The sequence below is a fragment of the Aurantimonas sp. A3-2-R12 genome (genome assembly GCF_036016755.1).
In the GTDB taxonomy this organism is placed as follows: Bacteria; Pseudomonadota; Alphaproteobacteria; order Rhizobiales; family Rhizobiaceae; genus Aurantimonas; species Aurantimonas coralicida_A.
The window spans coordinates 43,036-62,687 of record NZ_JAYXIH010000007.1 but is presented as its reverse complement, the minus strand read 5'-3'; the positions used below and the strand labels follow the sequence as shown (position 1 = coordinate 62,687).

The 19,652-nt window shown below is 64.7% G+C and carries 10 protein-coding genes; 2 read left to right on the top strand and 8 right to left on the bottom strand.

Features of this window, described 5'->3' with window-relative positions; translation table 11 throughout:
• Nucleotides 1–34: 34 nt before the first annotated feature.
• The 6 genes from VSX60_RS05705 to VSX60_RS05680 form a co-directional block, all read right to left on the bottom strand.
• Complete coding sequence (locus VSX60_RS05705) at nt 35–1,126, bottom strand: Gfo/Idh/MocA family protein (RefSeq protein ID WP_327623185.1); 1,092 nt, start codon at nt 1,124–1,126, stop codon at nt 35–37.
• Complete coding sequence (locus VSX60_RS05700; RefSeq protein ID WP_327623184.1) at nt 1,123–1,908, bottom strand: ThuA domain-containing protein; 786 nt, start codon at nt 1,906–1,908, stop codon at nt 1,123–1,125. Before VSX60_RS05700 ends, VSX60_RS05705 begins: the two co-directional genes overlap by 4 nt.
• 76 nt (nt 1,909–1,984) lie before the next feature.
• Nucleotides 1,985–4,690 carry a malto-oligosyltrehalose synthase gene (treY, locus tag VSX60_RS05695; protein WP_327623183.1) on the bottom strand — a complete coding sequence of 902 codons (2,706 nt, stop codon included), beginning with the start codon at nt 4,688–4,690 and terminating at the stop codon, nt 1,985–1,987.
• Complete coding sequence (malQ, locus tag VSX60_RS05690; RefSeq protein ID WP_327623182.1) at nt 4,687–6,546, bottom strand: 4-alpha-glucanotransferase; 1,860 nt, start codon at nt 6,544–6,546, stop codon at nt 4,687–4,689. The genes treY and malQ overlap by 4 nt, the downstream gene beginning before the upstream one ends.
• On the bottom strand, nt 6,543–8,423 hold the full coding sequence (gene treZ, locus VSX60_RS05685; RefSeq protein WP_327623181.1) for a malto-oligosyltrehalose trehalohydrolase: 1,881 nt from the start codon (nt 8,421–8,423) through the stop codon (nt 6,543–6,545). The genes malQ and treZ overlap by 4 nt, the downstream gene beginning before the upstream one ends.
• 275 nt (nt 8,424–8,698) lie before the next feature.
• Nucleotides 8,699–9,790: a zinc-binding metallopeptidase family protein gene (locus VSX60_RS05680; protein WP_327623180.1), complete on the bottom strand. Its 1,092-nt coding sequence runs from the start codon at nt 9,788–9,790 to the stop codon at nt 8,699–8,701.
• A 196-nt stretch (nt 9,791–9,986) separates the two neighbouring features.
• Here VSX60_RS05680 and VSX60_RS05675 point away from each other — a divergent pair, with 196 nt between their 5' ends.
• Nucleotides 9,987–13,364 carry a transglutaminase family protein gene (locus VSX60_RS05675; RefSeq protein WP_327623179.1) on the top strand — a complete coding sequence of 1,126 codons (3,378 nt, stop codon included), beginning with the start codon at nt 9,987–9,989 and terminating at the stop codon, nt 13,362–13,364.
• A gap of 65 nt (nt 13,365–13,429) precedes the next feature.
• Nucleotides 13,430–13,969 (top strand): DUF421 domain-containing protein, encoded by a 540-nt coding sequence (locus VSX60_RS05670; protein WP_327623178.1) that lies wholly within the window; start codon nt 13,430–13,432, stop codon nt 13,967–13,969.
• A gap of 19 nt (nt 13,970–13,988) precedes the next feature.
• On the opposite strand, the gene glgB is transcribed toward VSX60_RS05670, so the two are convergent.
• Both glgB and treS read right to left on the bottom strand, forming a co-directional pair.
• Nucleotides 13,989–16,160 carry a 1,4-alpha-glucan branching protein GlgB gene (gene glgB, locus VSX60_RS05665; RefSeq protein ID WP_442873058.1) on the bottom strand — a complete coding sequence of 724 codons (2,172 nt, stop codon included), beginning with the start codon at nt 16,158–16,160 and terminating at the stop codon, nt 13,989–13,991.
• A gap of 137 nt (nt 16,161–16,297) precedes the next feature.
• The gene (gene treS, locus VSX60_RS05660; RefSeq protein ID WP_327623176.1) at nt 16,298–19,624 is read right to left on the bottom strand and encodes a maltose alpha-D-glucosyltransferase; all 3,327 of its coding nucleotides are present in this window, start codon (nt 19,622–19,624) and stop codon (nt 16,298–16,300) included.
• Between the last annotated feature and the right edge of the window lie 28 nt (nt 19,625–19,652).

Genomic DNA, 19,652 nt, shown 5'->3' with positions numbered 1-19,652 from the left:
CGGGGCGGCTGACAATCCACCGCCCCGCTGCCCGTCAGCCGACTGGCAGCATCCGTCGCTCCGCGTCCGACACGAAACAGAGATCGAGCAGCTTCTGGACCTCGGCGGCATGGCGGAAATCCGGCTCGCCATTGACCCCCGACAAGAGCGCGATGACGAACCGGTCGGCGTTGCGCGGCGTCGGCGGGCATTCGAGCGGCTTCCAGGTCTGGGTCTCGATATCCGATCCGAGACAGACCCGCAGCATCGAATCGGTCTGGTTCGCCCAGATCTTGAGGGCGCCCTTGTCGCCGTGGATGGTCAGGTCGAGGTCATTGGCCCGACCGGTGGCGTAGCGGCTCATATGGACGACGCCGAGCGCGCCGTTCGAAAACTCCACCGTCATCGCGCAGGAATCGTTGGCATCGAGCTTGTAGGCGCCGATGGCCCCGCCCTCAGCCTTGTCGAAGGTCTTCAGCCGGGCCTGCAGCGCGACGATGTCGAGGCCGGTGCCATAGGTGGCGAAGTCGAGGATGTGAATGCCGATATCGCCGAGCACGCCCTTGGAGCCGTGCACCGTCGACAAGCGCCACAGCCATCGCTCGTCGATGCGCCAGTCGCCCCAATGCTGGCCGGTCAGCCAGCTCTGCAGATAACTCGCCTCGACGTGGCGGACCGTGCCGATTTCGCCCGCTTCGATCATCCGCCGCGCCATCTGAATCCCGTGGGCGTTGCGGTAGGTGAGGTTGACCATGTTGATCAGCCCCGCCCGCTCGGCTGCCTCGGCCATCTCGAAGGCGTCGTCGGCGTTGACGGCCAGCGGCTTTTCGCAAAAGACCGCCTTGCCCGCCGCCAGAATCTCCATCGTCGTCGGCTTGTGGACGTTATCGGGCGTCGAGTTCACCACGGCATCGAACTCACCCCATTGGAGCGCGTCGCCAAGACTGTTGAAGGATTTGGGGATGCCGTGCATGTCGGCGAAGGCGCGGGCCCGTTCGCCATTGGTGTCGCAGGCCGCCACAATCCGGCAACCGGGAATCGACAGGAAATGTTCGGCATGGCGATGCGAGATGCCACCGGTGCCGAGGATCATGATGCGCTTTTCGCCGGCGGCGGCCCCGGTCTCGCCGTCTCCTCCGCCGCTCATCGGTATCCGGCCTCCCCGGCCTTGTGCAGCCTCGGGCCCTTGACCTCGAGTGGCTCCGGCGCCTTGTCGGCCGGCACGTTCGGCGCCGCCGCGACATCCTTCCAGGCGGGCACCGGATTATAGGCCCAGCGCACGGCATTCTTGACGACCGTCTGGATCTCCGCGTTGTGGTAGACCGGATAGGTCTCGTGGCCGGGGCGGAAATAGAAGATCTTTCCCGCCCCGCGCTGGTAGGTCAGGCCGGACCGGAACACTTCGCCGCCCTCGAACCAGGAGATGAACACGGTCTCCATCGGCTCGGGCACCAGAAACGGCTCGCCATACATCTCCGCGTTCGGCAGTTCGATCGCAGGACCCACCCCTTGCACGATCGGGTGTGAGCGGTTCACCGCCCACAGCCGCTCCCGTTCGCCCGCCTCGCGCCAGCGCAGCGAACAGGGCGTGCCCATCAGCCGCTTGAATACCTTGGCGAAATGACCCGAATGGAGGACGATCAGGCCCATGCCCTCATGGACGCGGGCTGCGACACGGTCCGCGATCTCGTCCGAAACCTGCCCATGCGCCTTGTGCCCCCACCAGACGAGCACGTCGGTCTCGTCGAGGCGCGCTTGCGGCAGACCATGTTCCGGCTCGTCGAGCGTCGCGGTCGAGACCGCGAAGTCCTGATCGGTCGACAGGAATGCGGCGATCGTGCCGTGGATTCCGTCCGGATAGATCTCCTTGACGACCGGGTTCTCCCGTTCGTGGATGAATTCGTTCCACACGACGGTCCGGATGGTCATGGCTTCCTCCCGCTCAGATCTCGATCTCCGCCCGCGGAAAATGCGTCCATTGAGGCTGGCGGCACACCCCGTTTCGTCAGCTCACCTCGAGAAGTGCGAAGGGCAGCTTGGCCAAAATCGCGGCAAGCGCAAGTTCGCCGGACGCTTCGACGGTCTCGCCGGTGAGGATGTTGCGCCAGGATCGAGCCGCCAGTTCCTCCGGCAGGCTGATCCGGGTGTCGCCCCAGCGCTCGGCCTGAACGTCGATGGCCTCGCGCCCATCGAGAAGCGTCAGGCAAAGCCGCGGCGCCACCGCGATCGCCGCGCCGCCGGTCTCGTCCGTCCGCACAAAGGCGACGACGTGCCGCGCCATGTCGCCCTCGACCGCGAGCGGCACATAGCTGCCGGCGGTGAACAGCGCCGGCGTCCGGCCCCGCATCGCCAGCCCCGCGGCCGTCAGCATCGCCTTGATGCGGCCCGAGCGCCAATCGGCCAGAGCCTCCTCGAACGCCACATCGCCAGCGATCGCCTCGCTGCGCGCGGCGAAATCGACGTCACGCCTGTTGTCCGGATCGACCAGGGAGAAATCGTAGAATTCCGTGCCCTGGTAGATGTCGGGAACGCCGGGGGCGGCGAGCTTGATCACCGTCTGCGACAGCGACGTCAGCGCTCCGGCGGCGACGAAGGGCTGCGCCGCAGCCCAGAAGTCGGTCAGGAACGAGCCCGATTTTTTCGGATCGAGCGCCGCCTCGACGAAGCCGCGCAGCGCGCGCTCGTAGGGCTCGGCGGGAGAGGTCCAACTGGTCCAGCGCTTGGCCTCGCGCACGGCCTTTTCAGCATAGGCCGCCAGACGACCGGCGATCGCCTCCCTCTGCGCCCCGTCGGTGGGGTCGAAATCGGCCGGCAATACGCCGAGCAGCGATTGGTAGAGCCCCCATTCGGTGGCGGGTTCCGGGGCCTCGACACCACCGTCGATGTCCTTGCGCCACGGCGCCATCCGTTCGGCGAATTCCGTGATGAGATCGCGCCAGTGCTCCGGCGCCTCGGACAGGGTGTAGAGGCGGGCGCGGGCATCCTCGCCGCGCTTGGTGTCGTGGGTCGAGGTGGCGAGCAGGCCCTCGGGCTGGTCCTCTACCCGGATTTGCATTGCCGTGTGGAACGCATCCAGGTCGGCGCCGTAGTGATCCGGTTCGCCGCCCACCTCGTTGAGGGCGATGAGCCGGTTATAGCGGTAGAATGCGGTATCCTCGACGGCCTTGGCCATGACCGCGCCGGTGGTCTGCTGGAACCGCCGGGTGAAGTCCAGCGAAGCGGCGACATCGGCGCCGTCCTCGAAATCCAGCTTGAGCAGGCGGCCGATGAACTGGATCGGCTCGTCGGCTTCGACCTCGCGCCAGGTCATGGCGAGATCGACGGCATCGTCGATGATCGCGATATCGCGCCGCGGCACGCCGTCCACAGAGACATAGGTGCGATAGACCGGCAACGCCGTCGCAACCTCGACGATGGCCCGCGCTATGGTGTCCTGGCCGAGGTCGCGGGTGGCGAGGCCCCTGCCCGCCACCGCCAGGGCGAGACCGGTCAGGTGCGACAGTTCGCCGGCGAGGTTGCGCTGGAAGATCGAGCGTTTCTGCCGGGTGATCATGCCCCGCAAATCCTCGTCCTCGCCGAGGAAATCGTGATAGGCCGCCGTCATCGCCTCTTCCTGCCCGGCATCAACGTAGAGGCCGGACAGGGCCGTGATGAACTCGTAGCCGGTGGTCCCCTCGATCTCCCAGGATCGGCGCAACCGTTCGGGGCCGGTCAGGATTTTCTCGACGTGGATCGTCGGCGAACGGCGAACCGAGTGGAACGCCTGCTTCAGTTGTTCTAGGTAGCCCTTCGGGTCGGCCAGACCATCGACGTGATCGATCCGGATTCCGTCCAGCCGGCGCTCGCGGGCGAGCCGGATGACCAGTTGATGGGATTCGCGGAAGACACGCCGCGATTCCTGCCGGACACCGATCAGGTCGGCGATCTCGAAGAACCGCCGATAGGTGAGCTTTTCGCGGGCCGTCCGCCACCAGGCGAGCCGCCAGGTTTGCGCTTCGTGCAGCTCGTGTAGCGCGTGCCGGTCGCTATTGATCGTCTCGAGCGCGTGCTTGAGGGCCTTGCTGAACCCCTTCTCGGTCAGATGTTCCGAAAAGCGTTCCGCCAGTTCCTCCGCCTCGGCCGGAGTCGAGACCGAAAATCGCCGCACCATCCGGTCCTTTTCCGGATGATCCATCAAGCCGAAGACATGGCCGTAGGTTCTGGGATCGATCGGCAGTCCATAGCCGGAGGCATCGAAGCGCAACTGAGCGTTCTCCGTGTCGAGCTCAACCGACAGATCGCCCTCGGCCAGCGCCTCGCCATAGGGCTTGCCAAGCACCGGAACGAGAATCTTTTCCGCTTCCCAGGAAATATCGAAGGTCTGGGCGTAGCGGCTTTCGGCGCCCCAGCGCAAAACGTCTTCCCACCAATAATTCTTCGGCGAAACCCCCATGTGGTTGGGAACGAAGTCGACGATCAGCGCGAGATCCGAAGCGACCAGGGCATCGCTCATGGCGGTGAATCCGCTCAGCCCGCCGAGATCGTCCTCGAAGGCGTTGTAATCCGTGACGTCGTAGCCGTGCGTCGAACCGGGAGAAGCCGCGAAGATCGGCGAGGCATAGAGATGGCTGACGCCGAGCTGCGCCATGTAGGGCGCGAGCTTCCCGGCCGTCTCGAACGTCGTGCCCTCGCGAAACTGCAGGCGGTAGGTGGCAACGAGAGGGCGGCTCATGAGGCGATGGGTCTTTCTTCACGCATGGCGGCGGAAAGCGCACGGAAACGCTCGTTCCCTGGCAGGTCTTCGATCGGGACATCCGACCGGATACGCCAGTTCGGATATTGGTCGGTCGTGCCGGGAAGATTCGGCTGGCGCTCGGCTCCGACCATGTCGTCGAGTTGCACCGTCACTAGCACGGATGGCGTGCGGGCGACGAAGCGGTGGATCGCGACGGCCAACTCGGCGGGCAATTCCGCCGGCAGGTCGTCCGTCCCGGCCACCGCTGGGCGCAAATCGTCGGGGAGGATCCCCTCCTCCGCCAATGCCACCGCCAGCGCACGGCGATCATGACGGCGGCTGTCGCGGTCGCGCTCGGTCGCGGCGGCGTCCTGGGTGCCCATCTCGGCCCGCAACGCGATGTCGGCACCCTGCCACCATCCTGCGAGGGTGGCGAGATCATGGGTTGAGACGCAGGCGAGCGCGAGCTTCGGATAGGCGCTCGGCGGCAGGAATTCGGTCTCGCGGTGGCGCTCGAAATACAGCACCCGGTAGGACAGGATTCGCGCCGCTTCCATCTTGTGCCGGAAGCCCGGCGGCACGGTGCCGAGGTCCTCGCCAATGACCAGGCAGGCGTTCGCCTCGGACGCCGCCGCGACCGCGTCGACCATCGCGCCGAGCGGATAGCGGACATAGCCGCCGCCCGAGGAGGGAATGCCCTCGGGAATCCACCACAACCGCGCGAGCCCCATCACATGGTCGATCCGGATCGCCCCGGCGTTGCGGGTCAGCGCCTCGAAGGAATCGCGCAGTGGCTGATAGCCGCGTTCGGCGAGGGCTTTGGGCGACAGCGGCGCCAGCCCCCAATCCTGTCCCTGGCTGTTGAACATGTCCGGCGGCGAGCCGACCCGCGCCGCGCCGACCGTGAGGGAAGGATCGGCCCAGGTCTCCGCCCCGTCGGGCGCAACGCCCACGGCGAGATCGAGATAGAGGCCGATGGGCATCCCTGCGGCGAGCGCGCGCGCCTGAGCCTCGGCCAATTGCTCCTCTGCGACGTATTGCAGCCAGCAGTGGAACAGGACGAGGTCGGCATGGTCCTCGGCGAAGCGGGCGACCTGCGGACTGTCCCGTGACTGCAGGGGTTTCGGCCAGGAGTGCCAGCCCACATAGGCTCCAGCGTCGACCTGCAACTCGGAGATCGCCTCGAACAGAGCAAAGCCCGCGAGGGCCTCGTCACCGCCGGCGCAAAAACGCTCGAACGCCTGATCCTCGCGGATGGCGTCGATCCGATCGGCGAAGATCTGCTTTAAAAGCCCGCGCTTCACCTTTCCCGCCGCCGGATAGTCGACAAGCGTCCCATCGAGACCCGCGAAAAGACTTGGCTCGGCATCCCTCAGCCGCGCGATCGCCTCCGGCCCGCCCGCCAGTTGGTCGACGGCGATGTAGAGCGGATTGAGGAAGCGGCGGCTGGACGGCGAATAGGGGCTGTAGCGGCCAGGATCGGCCATGAACAGCGCATGCAGCGGATTGACGCCGATGAAGGCCGCCCCTTCGGCGGCGGCTACTTGCGCCAGATCGGCCAGATCCTCGAAATCGCCCATGCCGAGATTGCGATGCGAGCGAAGGCTGTAAAGCTGGCACGCGACGCCCCAGGCGCGATTTGCCGCGATCGCCTCGGGCAACGCGCAGCGCCGCGTCGGCGCATCCTGCGCTTCGTCGAAGTCGCCGGCCTTGCCATGATCGGGATCGACGCTCAGAATGGCGAGCAGCGCCCGCTTGGCTTCGTCGGATATGACCTGGCGCTCTCCGAGTTCCGAGATATAGGCGAGTTGGATGCCGTGGCTCGCTGCCAGCCTGTCGAGTTGCTCGCTCACTGGGCTGGCCCGACAATCAGGCGCTGCTCTTCAAGCCGGAAAACCACTGACGGTCCGGGCAAGATGCCGGTTTTCAGATCCGCGTCGGCGCCCTTCGGGTGGGCGTGGACCAGCGTCCCGCAGGTCAGGTCGCCCTTCATGACATCGTCGGGGATCGCCCAGGGCTCGTCATCCAGATTGGCGAAGAGATGCAGGACCGCGCCGCCCTTCAGCACCCAGGCAACGACGAACGCCTTGGAATTATCCGAGACGTGATAGCTGCCGCAATGGGGCGGAATGGCTTCGAGAAGCGGGACAATGTTTTGCCGGCGCTTGGCCAGCAGCACCTTCGTCATGGCGAGACGGCGGGCATACGTCGGCCGCGACATCATCGACCAATCCAGCCGGGAATCGCGGAAAGTCGTCTCGGCGTTCGGATCGGGGATCAGCTTGCGCGCTTCCTCGTCCCGAAACGCGCCGAACTTCTTGAACTCGCTACGGCGGCCTTCCCGCACGACATCACCGAGTTCGCCGTCGAAATCCGTAAAAAAGCTGAATGGATGGGTGTCGCCATATTCCTCGCCCATGAACATCAGAGGGATCTGCGGCGACAACAGCAGGATGGCCTGGAGGCATTCGTTGACCCGGCGCGACGCGAGATCCGTCAGCCGATCGCCGAAGGCGCGATTGCCGATCTGGTCGTGGTTCTGCAGGAAATTGACGAAGGCCGTCGGCGGCAGATGGTCGGACGGCTGACCCACCTTACGGTCCCGCGTTTGCGAATGCTGACCCTGGTACACGAAGCCGGTAGCGAGACACTTGGCCATCTGCTCGACACTGTGGCGCACATAATCGGCGTAGTAGCTCTCCTCTTCATGGGTGGCGAGCACATGAGCGCAATGATGAAAATCGTCGTTCCACTCGCCGGAGATGAGCTTGGGCTCGCCCGATGCCCCGCGTTCGATATGCCAGGTGATGTTGCGGTCGTCCTCGCTGGTGAGATGGACGTGCCGGTCCGGGAACACCGCCCGTACCCGCGTCGCCAGTTCCTCTACCAACGGCGTCTCCGTCGTGTCCTCGATTGAGTCGATCGCGTCGAGGCGAAGCCCGTCGATGCGATATTCCTCCATCCAGTAGAGCGCATTTTCGATCATGAAGGCCCGCACCGGCGCCTCGTCATAGGCGATCGCAGCCCCCCAAGGCGTATGAATCTCCTCGTGGAAGAACTCGGGGGCGTAAGAGCTGATATAGTTCCCATCCGGGCCGAAGTGATTGTAGACGACATCGAGGAAGACCATCAGCCCGCGCGCATGCGCGGCGTCGACGAGCCGCTTCAAGCCATCTACCCCGCCATACGCCTCGTGCGGACAATAGAGCAGCACCCCGTCGTAGCCCCAGCCCCGCCGGCCACCGAACTGGGCGACGGGCAAGAGTTCGATCGCGGTCACCCCGACCTCGCGCAGGTAGTCGAGCTTGTCGATGATCGCTTCGAATGTGCCCTCGGGCGTGAACGTGCCGGTGTGGAGTTCGTAGAACACCGCTTCCCGCCACGGCCGACCGGCCCAATCGACCGATTTCCACACGAAGTCGGCGGGATCGACCAGCTTCGACAGTGCGTGAACGTCGCCGGCCTGCGCCCGCGCCGCCGGGTCCGGCACCACATTGTCGCCATTCACGCGAAAACCATAGCCGCCACCCACCGCGACGCAATCCGTGGTGATGCGCCACCAGCCGTCAGCGTCCTTGTCCATGGCGAGAAATTCGAGCGAACCGTCTCCCGTCGCGGCGGCCAGCTCGATCGATTGCGCGCTGGGAGCCCATAGCCGGAACTCGGTCTGATCACCGTGCCGGGCAGTACCCCAGGAGGTTTCGAAGGAAGATCTGTCGCTGCTTGCCATGTCCACGGGCCTGCTACCTGTCTCGTTTCGAGTCTCGGACCGCACGGATCCGACACGCGGGCCGCGATCTGAGGGTCGATGAAGAATTAGCGGGAAAAAAGTCAGCGGCGCGCGTCAACTCATCGGCCGTCGCGCGCACCCGCTTCAATCACCCGTCCCATAAGGCTAATTGGAGCGGCAACGGTTCGTTCCACCCTCAGGCGCCGTCTATTTTTTCTATGGCTGGCCAAACCGGAGCCTCGGGGCCGCGCGATCGCCACAAGAGGGGTGTCGCGTCATTCCGCCCGCCACGTCTGCTTGCCGTGTCCAATGCGACCGTGAACCAGATCGTGGATGAAGCCCAGCTTGCCAATGACGACCTCGTTGAGGACGAACGGATAAAGGTCGGAATGACCCATCGAGCGATTGAAGGAATTCAGCGCCGCGGAGAGCGCCAGCCAGGCATCCGCGACGTCCTGGATCGTGATTTCATGAGCAAAGACGTCGAAATCGATCGTCGTCGTCAGAAGACCTTGGCCGTCGACCCGCGGATCGACCGTCACACCCCAACTATTGCCGGTCTCGAGCGTATCGACGATGTGGAAATAATGCGCCCAGGTCTCGGCGAAATCCTCCCAGGCGTGCGAGCCGGCATAGGATGAGACGAAGAAATTCTGCCAGTCGGGCCTCGGCCCGTTGGCGTAATGCGCCTGCAGCGCGTCGCTGTAATCCTGTTCATCGTTTCCGAAGACCACGCGGCAGGCCTCCAGCGCGCCACCGTCGCGCACCAGGCGGTCCCAGTACCAGTGACCGACCTCGTGCCGGAAGTGGCCGAGCAGCGTGCGATAGGGCTCGCCCATGGCGGTGCGCCGATTCTCCCGCTCGGCGTCGTCGGCCTCGGCCAAGGCAATGGTGATCAAACCATCGTCGTGGCCGGTCATCACCGCCTCGCCGGTCGCGGTATCGCTGGAGAGGAATTCGAAGCCAAGCCCCTCGGGATGCTCGTCGCGGGTTTGCAGCGGCAGGCCGAGCCGCATCGCGGTATAGATCATCCGGTGCTTGGCGCCCTCCATGCGGCGCCAAAGCGAGATGTTCTCGGCGTCGGCAAGGTCGGGCACGGTGACATTGTGCCGACAGGCGGCGCAAAGCCCGTCTCCGCTGTCCGCGGCGATCAGCCAGTTGCAGACCCCGTATTGATGGTTCTGGCAATATTTCCAGCGCCGTCCCTGCGAATGGCGCCCCGCCTCCACCCACAGTCCATCGGCAGGTTCCAGAGCGAGCATCCGGTTCGAGCGTGGCTCGTAGCCGAGCGCGTGGTTGCAGCGTTCGCAGACGACGTTCTCGAAGAACACCACTTGGGAGCAGGACGGGCAGGAAAACAGCTTCATGATGTCAGATCCTAAAATGCTTCTTGCGCCAGCCGCGCCGCGCCCATGGATACGCGAAGACCCGGTGGTTCCGGCGGCACGAAGGCGATCAATATCCCTTCCCGTCTCTTTGGCCGGGTCGGGCGGTTTGCCGGGCGGCGCCAAAGCCCTATTGTCCAATGGCCGTCCCGCCGGAACCGGTCCAACGAAAGCCCCGATGTCGATCCTCGCAGCCCTTCACCACGTCACCCATTACCGCTATGACCGGCCCGTGCGCCTCGGTCCGCAGGTTGTGCGGTTGCGGCCCGCGCCCCATTCGCGGACGAAGGTCCCTTCCTATTCGCTGAAGGTCCTGCCCGAGCCGCACTTCGTCAACTGGCAGCAGGACCCCTTCGGCAACTATCTGGCGCGGTTCGTGTTCCCCGAGCCGGCGACGGAATTTCGCATCGAGGTCGACCTCGTCGCCGACATGACCGTCTACAACCCCTTCAACTTCTTCGTCGAGGAGGCCGCCGAGGCGTGGCCGTTCGCTTATGAAGAGCCGCTGAAAACCGATCTGGCCGCTTATCTCGACGCCGAGCCCGCCGAGCCGCTGCTGGCCCGGTATCTGGAAGAACTCGACCGCAGCGAGACCCACACGGTCGATTTCCTGGTCGGGCTCAACCGCTCGCTCGAACAAAAGATCGACTATCTGGTACGGATGGAGCCGGGCGTCCAGACGCCCGAGGAGACTCTCGAACGCGGCTCCGGCTCCTGCCGGGACACCTCCTGGCTGCTGGTGCAGATCATGCGCCATCTCGGCTTCGCGGCCAGGTTCGTCTCCGGCTACCTCATCCAGTTGAAGCCCGACACGGTGGCGCTCGACGGACCCACCGGCACGGACGTCGATTTCACCGATCTGCACGCCTGGGCGGAGGTGTATCTGCCGGGCGCCGGCTGGATCGGGCTCGACCCGACATCCGGACTGATGACCGGCGAAAGCCACGTTCCGCTCGCCGCGACCCCGCATTTTCGCTCGGCCGCACCGATCACCGGCGCCGTCAGTTTCGCCGAGGTCGAATTCGACTTCGAAATGACGGTCGAGCGCATCGCCGAGCGGCCGCGCGTCTCCCATCCGTTTTCCGAGGAGAGTTGGCAGGCTCTCAACGCGCTGGGTGAGCGGGTCGATGCCGATCTCGTCGCCGGCGACGTCCGGCTGACCATGGGCGGCGAGCCGACCTTCGTTTCTATCGATGATTTCGAATCGCCCGAGTGGAATGCCGACGCGACGGGGCCGATGAAGCGCGGCCTCGCCGACGACCTGATCCGGCGCCTGCGCGACCGTTTTGCCCCCGGCGGGTTCCTCCATTACGGCCAGGGCAAGTGGTATCCCGGCGAGACCCTGCCGCGATGGACCTTCTCGCTCTATTGGCGCAAGGACGGCGTGCCGATCTGGAAAAACGTCGACCTCGTCGCCCGCGAGACCGACGCGCAGCCGGTCGGCCCCAAGGAGGCCGAACGCCTCTCGCGCAAGGTCGCCGAAGTTCTCGGCATCGATCCGGATTATGCCGCCCCGGCCTTCGAGGATTCGGCCTATTGGTTGGCCCGCGAGGCCCAGCTTCCCGAAAACGTCGAACCGACCGATTCCAAGCTGGAAGACCGCGAGGAGCGCGCGCGTCTCGCCAAGGTGTTCGATCGCGGCCTGTCGCAGCCGGCCGGCTACGTGTTGCCGGTCCAGGCCTGGCAGGCAAGGGGCAATATCCGCTGGCAGTCCGAACGCTGGACGACTCGGCGCGGGCATCTGTTCCTCGCACCCGGCGACAGCGCCCTGGGCTACCGCCTGCCGCTCGGGGCCATCCCGCATCTGGAAGACGAGGATTATCCCTACACCCATCCGGCCGACCCGATGCAGCCCTTCCCGCCGCTGCCGCCGCAGAACCGCACCCAATACGGGCGTGTCGAAATGCAGTCCCGGCGCGGCAGTGGCGGCGAGCGCCGGACGCTGGCGGATCCCGTCACCGCCAACGATACGTCTCCCACCGGTCGCCCGTCAGCCGGTGCCGGCACGCCCGACCCGTCGCCGACCGAGATCGAAGGCTCCGTGCGCACCGCGTTGGCGATCGAACCCCGCGACGGCAAGCTCTGCGTGTTCATGCCGCCGCTCGAGACGGTCGAATCCTATCTCGACCTTCTCGGCGCGGTCGAGGACGTGGCCGAAGCCGAAGGCCTGCCACTGCAGATCGAGGGTTACCCGCCGCCTGAAGATCCCCGCCTCAACGTCATTCGGGTCGCGCCGGACCCTGGCGTTATCGAGGTGAATGTCCACCCGTCGGCCTCATGGCGGGACAGCGTCGACATCACCACGGCGGTGTACGAGGAAGCGCGGCTGTCGCGCCTCGGCACCAACAAGTTCATGATCGACGGCAAGCACGCCGGTACGGGCGGCGGCAACCATGTGGTCGTCGGCGGCGCGACGCCGCTGGATTCGCCATTCCTGCGCCGGCCCGACCTGTTGAAGTCGCTGGTCCTCTATTGGCAGCGCCACCCGTCCCTGTCCTATCTGTTCTCCGGCCTGTTCATCGGACCGACCAGCCAGGCGCCGCGCATCGACGAGGCCAGGCACGACCAGCTCTACGAGCTCGAAATCGCCATGGCGCAGATCCCGGCCGAGTCATCACTGGTGCCGCCGTGGATGACCGACCGGCTGTTTCGCAACCTGTTGATCGACGTCACCGGCAACACCCACCGCGCCGAGATCTGTATCGACAAGCTGTTTTCGCCGGATGGTCCGACCGGCCGCCTCGGGCTCGTCGAGTTTCGCGGCTTCGAGATGCCGCCAGAAGCCCGCATGAGCCTTGCCCAGCAACTGCTGATCCGGGCGTTGATCGCCAAATTCTGGAAGTCTCCTCAGACAGGCAAGTTCGTGCGCTGGGGCACCACGCTGCACGATCGCTTCATGCTGCCGGAATTCGTCTGGCAGGACTTTCTGGACGTCCTCGCCGATCTCGGCGACGCTGGCTATCCAATGCGGCCCGAATGGTTCGAGGCGCAGGCCGAGTTCCGCTTTCCGTTCTGCGGCAAGATCGAACGCGGCGGCGTCACGCTCGAACTGCGTCAGGCGCTGGAACCGTGGCACGTCATGGGCGAGACCGGCGCGATCGGCGGAACGGTCCGCTTCGTCGACTCCTCGGTGGAGCGGCTGCAGGTCAAGATGACGAATTTCGATCCGGCCCGGCACATGGTAACCTGCAACGGCCGCGAAGTGCCGATGACCGCAACGGGCAGCGGCAAAAACGCCGTCGCAGGCGTGCGATTCAAGGCGTGGCAGCCGGCCTCGGGCCTCCACCCGACGATCCCCGTCGACGCACCGCTGACCTTCGACATCTACGATCGCTGGTCGAAGCGCTCCTTAGGCGGGTGCATCTACCACGTCGCGCATCCGGGCGGGCTCAACTACGACGTCTTCCCGGTCAATTCCTACGAGGCCGAGGCGCGCCGGCTCGCGCGGTTCGAGGACATCGGCCATACGCCCGGCAGCTTCGAGCCGGCCGCCGAGGCACCGAACCCGACGTTCCCGATGACGCTGGATCTGCGTCGCCCCCAAGGACTGGCTTGATCATGTCAGCCGAGCGCTGAGAGCGCGTTTGGCGCCGCCTTTAAAATAATCGATCGGAGTGGCTCTTGATATTCGATAGCTGGTACGACTTGTGGCAAATCCTGGTGACCGGAATTCTCGCTTACGCCGGGCTGGTTTTGCTCCTGCGAACCACCGGCAAGCGCACGCTGTCGAAGATGAACGCCTTCGACCTTGTCGTCACTGTGGCGTTGGGCTCGATCCTGGCGTCGGTGATTTTGAACAAGGACACCTCGCTGTCTGAGGGCCTTTTCGCCTTCGTCCTGCTTTGCAGCCTGCAATACGCAGTCGCATGGACGTCGCTGCGATGGAAGCCGGTTCAAAACCTCGTCAAGGCGGAGCCGACACTGCTGTTCTTCGACGGCCGTTTTCTATCGGCCATGCTCTCGAAGGAGCGGGTCACCGAGCAGGAGGTCCTGGCGGCGATCCGTTCGCAAGGGACCGCCGACCTCGCCAATGTACGGGCCGTCGTGCTGGAGACAGACGGCTCGTTCAGCGTCGTGGTCGCCCCGCATGGTTCGCCTCTCACCACGCTCCGCCATGTGCAGGGCAGTCCGGACGGAAGGTCACCCCCGTCCGAGGTCTAAGACTGCCTTGCCAACAGCGTCAGCCTTCCTGGACGAGCACGATCGTCGCCAGAGGCGGCAGGGTCAGCGACACCGAATAGGGCCGGCCATGGACCGAGTGTTCCTCGGCTTCCTTGCCGCCGAGATTACCGACATTCGAACCGCCGTAGATCTCGGCGTCGGTGTTCAGCCGCTCCACCCACTTGCCGCCTGACGGAACGCCAATCCGGTAGTCGTGTCGTGGCATCGGCGTGAAGTTGGAGACGACGAGCACCGGCTTGTCGTCTCGATCTTTGCGCAGGAAGGCGATGACGCTCTGCTCGACATTCGATGTGTCGACCCACTCGAAACCGGCGGGCTCGCAGTCGAGCTGGTGGAGCGCGGGGATCTCCCGGTACATGGTGTTAAGATCGCGTACGAGGCGTTGCACGCCCTTGTGCTCGGGACTTTCGAGGAGATGCCAGTCAAGCGAGCGGTCGTGGTTCCACTCCCCGGCCTGGCCAAACTCACCCCCCATGAAGATGAGTTTCTTGCCCGGATGCGTCCACATGAAGCCGAAATAGGCTCTGAGATTGGCGAATTTCTGCCATTGGTCGCCGGGCATCTTGCCGAGTAAGGAGCCCTTTCCGTAGACCACTTCGTCGTGGCTGAGCGGCAGGATGAAATTCTCCGAATAGGCGTAGACCATGCCGAAGGTCATCTGGTGATGGTGATAGCGCCGATGCACCGGCTCCTTCGACATGAATTCGAGCGTGTCGTGCATCCACCCCATGTTCCATTTGAAGTGGAAACCGAGGCCGCCGGCGAAGGTCGGCTTGGAGACATCGGGGAAGGCGGTCGACTCCTCGGCATGGGTGGTCGCCTTCGGATAATACTCGCCGACGCGCTCGTTTGTGTCCTTCAGGAACGCCATCGCCTCGAGGTTCTCGCGCCCGCCTTGAATGTTGGGCTCCCACTCGCCATGCTCGCGCGAATAGTCGAGATAAAGCATCGAGGCGACGGCATCGACACGCAGCCCGTCGATGTGGAAACGGTCGAGCCAGTAGAGCCCGTTGGCGACCAGATAGTTGTCGATCTCCGGCCGTCCGTAATTGTAGATCAGCGTGTCCCAGTCCTTGTGGAAGCCGCGGCGCGGATCGGGGTGTTCGTAGAGCGCCGTCCCGTCGAACTGGCCGAGGCCGTGAATATCGGTCGGGAAATGCCCCGGTACCCAGTCGAGCAGCACACCGATCTCGGCCTGATGCAGCGCGTCGACGAGGCGGGCGAAGGCCTCGGGCGAGCCGTAGCGGGACGTGGGAGCGTAAAGGCCGATCGGCTGGTAACCCCAGGAGCCATAGAACGGATGCTCGGAGACCGGCAGGAACTCCACATGGGTAAATCCCATGTCCTTGACATAGGACACGAGTTCCTCGGCCAGAGCGTCGTAGGTGAGGAAGCTGTTGTCGTCGCCCCGTCGCCATGAGCCCAGATGCACCTCGTAGATCGAGATGGGCTTTTCGCGATCCTGCCAGTCGGCGCCATGCTTCTGGAATTCGCCGTCCTGCCAGTCGTGCTCGACCAGCCCTTCCACGACGGAGGCCGTCGACGGTGCCGCTTCTTGCAGGAAACCGACGGGATCGGCCTTTAGCGGCATGATATTGCCGTCTGGCCCGGTCAGTTCGTATTTGTAGACCTCACCCCTTCCGACGGCGGGAACGAACAGCTCCCAGACGCCACATTCGTGGCGCTTGCGCATGACGTGACGGCGGCCGTCCCAGGAATTGAAATTGCCGACCACCGACACCCGGCGCGCGCTCGGCGCAAGCACGGCAAAGGCCGTACCCTCGACGCCGCCCATCGTGGTGGGATGGGCGCCGAGCTTTTCGTAAAGCCGGTAGTGATTGCCTTCGTTGAGAAGATAGACGTCCTGTTCGCCCAAAATGGTTCCGAAGCGATAGACGTCCTCCTCCTGCCAATGGTCGCCGCCATGGGCGTATTGCAGCCGATAGACGTCGCCGGGCTTGAGGCCTGGGACGAAACCGGAATGAAACCCTGCGGGACCGAAGCGTTCGAGCTCGCCAAGGACCTTGCCCTTGCCATCGACGACGGCCGCCGCTTCGGCGCCGGGCCGAAAGACCCGCACAATGGAGCCACCTTGGACCGGCCGCGACCCGAGCACGGCAAAGGGGTCGCCATGCACACCGCGACCGATCTCATGCGCTTNCCGCACAATGGAGCCACCTTGGACCGGCCGCGACCCGAGCACGGCAAAGGGGTCGCCATGCACACCGCGACCGATCTCATGCGCTTCGTGCTCATTCGGGCGGTGGTCGACCATGGCCGCTCCACCGCTCTTTTGTGCTGTCTTGTTCATTTCAAAACCTGTCGTTTCTCGAGGAGCGCGATGATCCCGCGCAGCGGGATCGACAGCCAGGCCGGCCGCATCGCCGCCTCGTAGCGAAGTTCGTAGAAAGCCTTTTGCAGCACGAAGAGATCGAGCAGTTGGGCCGTGGCCGGATCGTCCAGCGCGATGCCGGAGGCCGCACTCCAATGGACGAGGAAGCTCTCGGCCACCTCATCGCGCCAGCTTTCCGCCATCTCGCGCAGACGCTCTACCGTGGCGTCGTCCGCCGGCCCCGCCTTGTCGCGGGCCGCGAAGGCGGCGTAATCGAAGGATCGCAGCATGCCAGCGACGTCCCGCAAAGGCGAAGATTTGCGCCGCCGCTCCTCCAGCGGCCGACCCGGCTCTCCCTCGAAGTCGAGGATGACCACGTCGTTCTTGGCGACCAGCACCTGGCCGAGATGGTAGTCGCCGTGGATACGGGTCCGATGCGTCGATACCGCCAGGTGCGAAAAACCGTCAAACCAGGTCAGGATGTCCTTTTCCGCGCCGAGCAACCGCTCCACCCCGTCAGCCGCGAAATCACCGGCCGCGTGCCGCATGCGCGACAGCGCAACGAGCGTATCGCTCACCTCGCGCTTGGCTTCCGCGACGATCTCGGCAAGCGCCGCCGCATCGATCGGCTCGGGATCGAAAGCGGCGTCGCCGGTCTTCGTCGCCAACGCGGCGTGCATCTCGCCGGTTCGCGTGCCGATGACCGCGCCTGAATCGATCTGGATGGCCAGTTGCGGCTCGCCGCCGAGGGCTCCGAGGTCTGCGCTTTCATCGCCGGTCGGCTGCTGGCCATAGGCGTTATCGCGCAGATATCGGGACAGCGCATCGGTAACCACCGTCCAGGCGTCGCCTTGATTCAACACTCGCTCGAACAGGGCGGCGACCGCCGTCCGGCTGCCGTCCTGGCGAACCAGTTCGATCGAGCCGAGCAGAGCGGGGGCTGCTTCGAAATTAGTCTTCTCGGTCAGGAAGCGCGTGACCTCCAGCTCCGGCTGGATGCCGTCGCGCAAACGACGATAGAATTTCAGGATCGCCTCCTGGCCGATTTGCAACGAGGTGTTCGACTGCTCGCCGCTCAGCGCATGGATGTCGTCGGCCTCGACCTCGGCCGCCCGCGTCAGCACCTCACGCGCCGATTGCGATGTCGCGATCTCGAAGGCGCCGCCGGCGAGATCGATCGTCTTGCCGTCGGCGATCATGGCCACCACGAGTTTGGCCAGATCGGGATCGCGGGCCCCGTCGACGACCGCGCCGATCCGCGGCCCCTGGCGGATCTTCATCAAGGTGTAGGGAAGCATCGGCGCCTGATGATGGAGATTGTCTTCTCCCCACCTGGCGCTGAGCGGCAGCAGATAACGGTGCTCGCCCTCGGCCGTGGTCACGGTCAGTTCGGTGAAGAGATGCCGCCGCGAACCCATCGGCGGAGGACCGAGCACGTCCACCCGCACCCTGCCCGGCCGCTCGGATTTGCCGGCGAACCAGCGCTGCCCCGCGATGAACTCCGGCAGAACGGATTCCATCTCTTGCTGGTTGCGCGTGTTGATCGTGCCGTGAAGGTCGTTGGCGGCGACAATCGTCGAGAAGGCCGGAAGCGGCGCCGGTTCGGTGGATTCGCGGCCCGAGGAGGCCAGATCGAACCAGAAGAAACCGTAGGCCGGCAGCGTCAGAACGTAGCTTCCCGGCCCCACTGTCGGAAACACCGAAAGACCGAGCATTTCCACCGGCGTGGCGCCGGCGTGGTCGGAGAGGTCCAACTCCACCGCCTGGGCCGAACTCGACAAATTGGCGACGCACAGGATGCGCTCGCCGCCATATTCGCGCAGATAGGCGAGGATTTTTCGATTGGAGGGATAAAGGAAGGTTATCTCCCCGCGGCCGAAGGCCTCCTTGGTACGTCGGACTTGAATCAGGCGCCGCATCCAGTTGAGCTGCGAGGACGGGTTGTTGGACTGCGCCTCGACGTTGACCGCCTGATAGCCGTAGACCGGGTCCTGGATCACAGGCAGATAGAGCCGTTGCGGGTCGGCGCGGGAAAAGCCGCCATTGCGGTCGGCGGACCATTGCATCGGGGTGCGCACCCCGTCGCGATCGCCTAGATAATAGTTGTCGCCCATCCCGATCTCGTCGCCGTAATAAATGGTCGGCGTGCCCGGCATCGACATCAACAGGGCGTTGAGGAGTTCCACCTTTCGCCGGTCGTTGCCCATCAGCGGCGCCAAGCGCCGGCGAATACCGAGATTGATCCGCGCCCGCGTATCGCTGGCATAGGTCGACCACAGATAGTCCCGCTCTTCCTCGGTGACCATTTCCAGGGTCAGCTCGTCATGATTGCGCAGGAAGATCGCCCATTGGCAGTTTTCCGGGATTTCCGGCGTCTGCCGCATGATGTCGGTGATCGGGTGCCGGTCCTCCTGAGCCAGCGCCATGTACATGCGCGGCATCAGTGGGAAATGGAACGCCATGTGGCATTCGTCGCCGTCGCCGAAATAGGGGTGCGTGTCCTCCGGCCACTGATTGGCCTCGGCCAACAGCATCCGGTCGGGATAGTGTTTGTCGAGATCCGTGCGGATGGCCTTCAGGACGACGTGGGTCTCGGGCAGGTTCTCGTTGTTGGTGCCTTCCCGCTCGACCAGATAAGGAATCGCGTCGAGCCGCAGACCGTCGACGCCCTTATCCAGCCAGAAGTGCATGACCGACAGCACTTCCTCCATGACCTTCGGATTGTCGAAGTTCAGATCCGGCTGGTGCGAATAGAAGCGGTGCCAGAAATATTGACCCGCCACCGGGTCAAAGGTCCAGTTAGACGTCTCCGTGTCGAGGAAGATGATGCGGGTCTGGTCGTAGCCCTTGTCGTCATCGGCCCAGACGTAGAAATCGCGCTCGGGCGAGCCCTTCGGCGAGTTGCGCGCCGCCTTGAACCAAGGATGCTGGTCGGAGGTGTGGTTGATGACCAACTCGGTGATCACCCGCAGGCCGCGCTTGTGCGCTTCCTCGATCAATCGCTCGATGTCTTCCAGATTGCCGTAGGACGGATTGACCGAGCGATAGTCGGCGATGTCGTAGCCGTCGTCGCGGAGCGGCGAGGGATAGAACGGCAACAGCCAGATGGCCGTGACCCCGAGCTCCTGGACATAGTCCAGCCGGTCGAGAAGCCCGGCGAAGTCTCCGATCCCATCGCCGTTCGAATCGGCGAAGGTCTTGACGTGGAGTTGGTAGATGATCGCATCCTTGTACCAGTCCATGGCCTCGGGATCGGGGCCCGGGGTCGGCTCGTTCGGAGCGATGGTGACTTGCTCGTTCATGTTGCTCGCAGCTTCCGGCGTTGGGGTG

Coding starts and splice junctions, on each gene's coding strand:
- VSX60_RS05675 (WP_327623179.1), top strand. CDS start 9,987: ATGTCGATCCTCGCAGCCCTTCACCACGTCACCCATTACCGCTATGAC.
- VSX60_RS05700 (WP_327623184.1), bottom strand. CDS start 1,908: ATGACCATCCGGACCGTCGTGTGGAACGAATTCATCCACGAACGGGAG.
- VSX60_RS05705 (WP_327623185.1), bottom strand. CDS start 1,126: ATGAGCGGCGGAGGAGACGGCGAGACCGGGGCCGCCGCCGGCGAAAAG.
- treY (WP_327623183.1), bottom strand. CDS start 4,690: ATGAGCCGCCCTCTCGTTGCCACCTACCGCCTGCAGTTTCGCGAGGGC.
- treS (WP_327623176.1), bottom strand. CDS start 19,624: ATGAACGAGCAAGTCACCATCGCTCCGAACGAGCCGACCCCGGGCCCC.
- VSX60_RS05680 (WP_327623180.1), bottom strand. CDS start 9,790: ATGAAGCTGTTTTCCTGCCCGTCCTGCTCCCAAGTGGTGTTCTTCGAG.
- treZ (WP_327623181.1), bottom strand. CDS start 8,423: ATGGCAAGCAGCGACAGATCTTCCTTCGAAACCTCCTGGGGTACTGCC.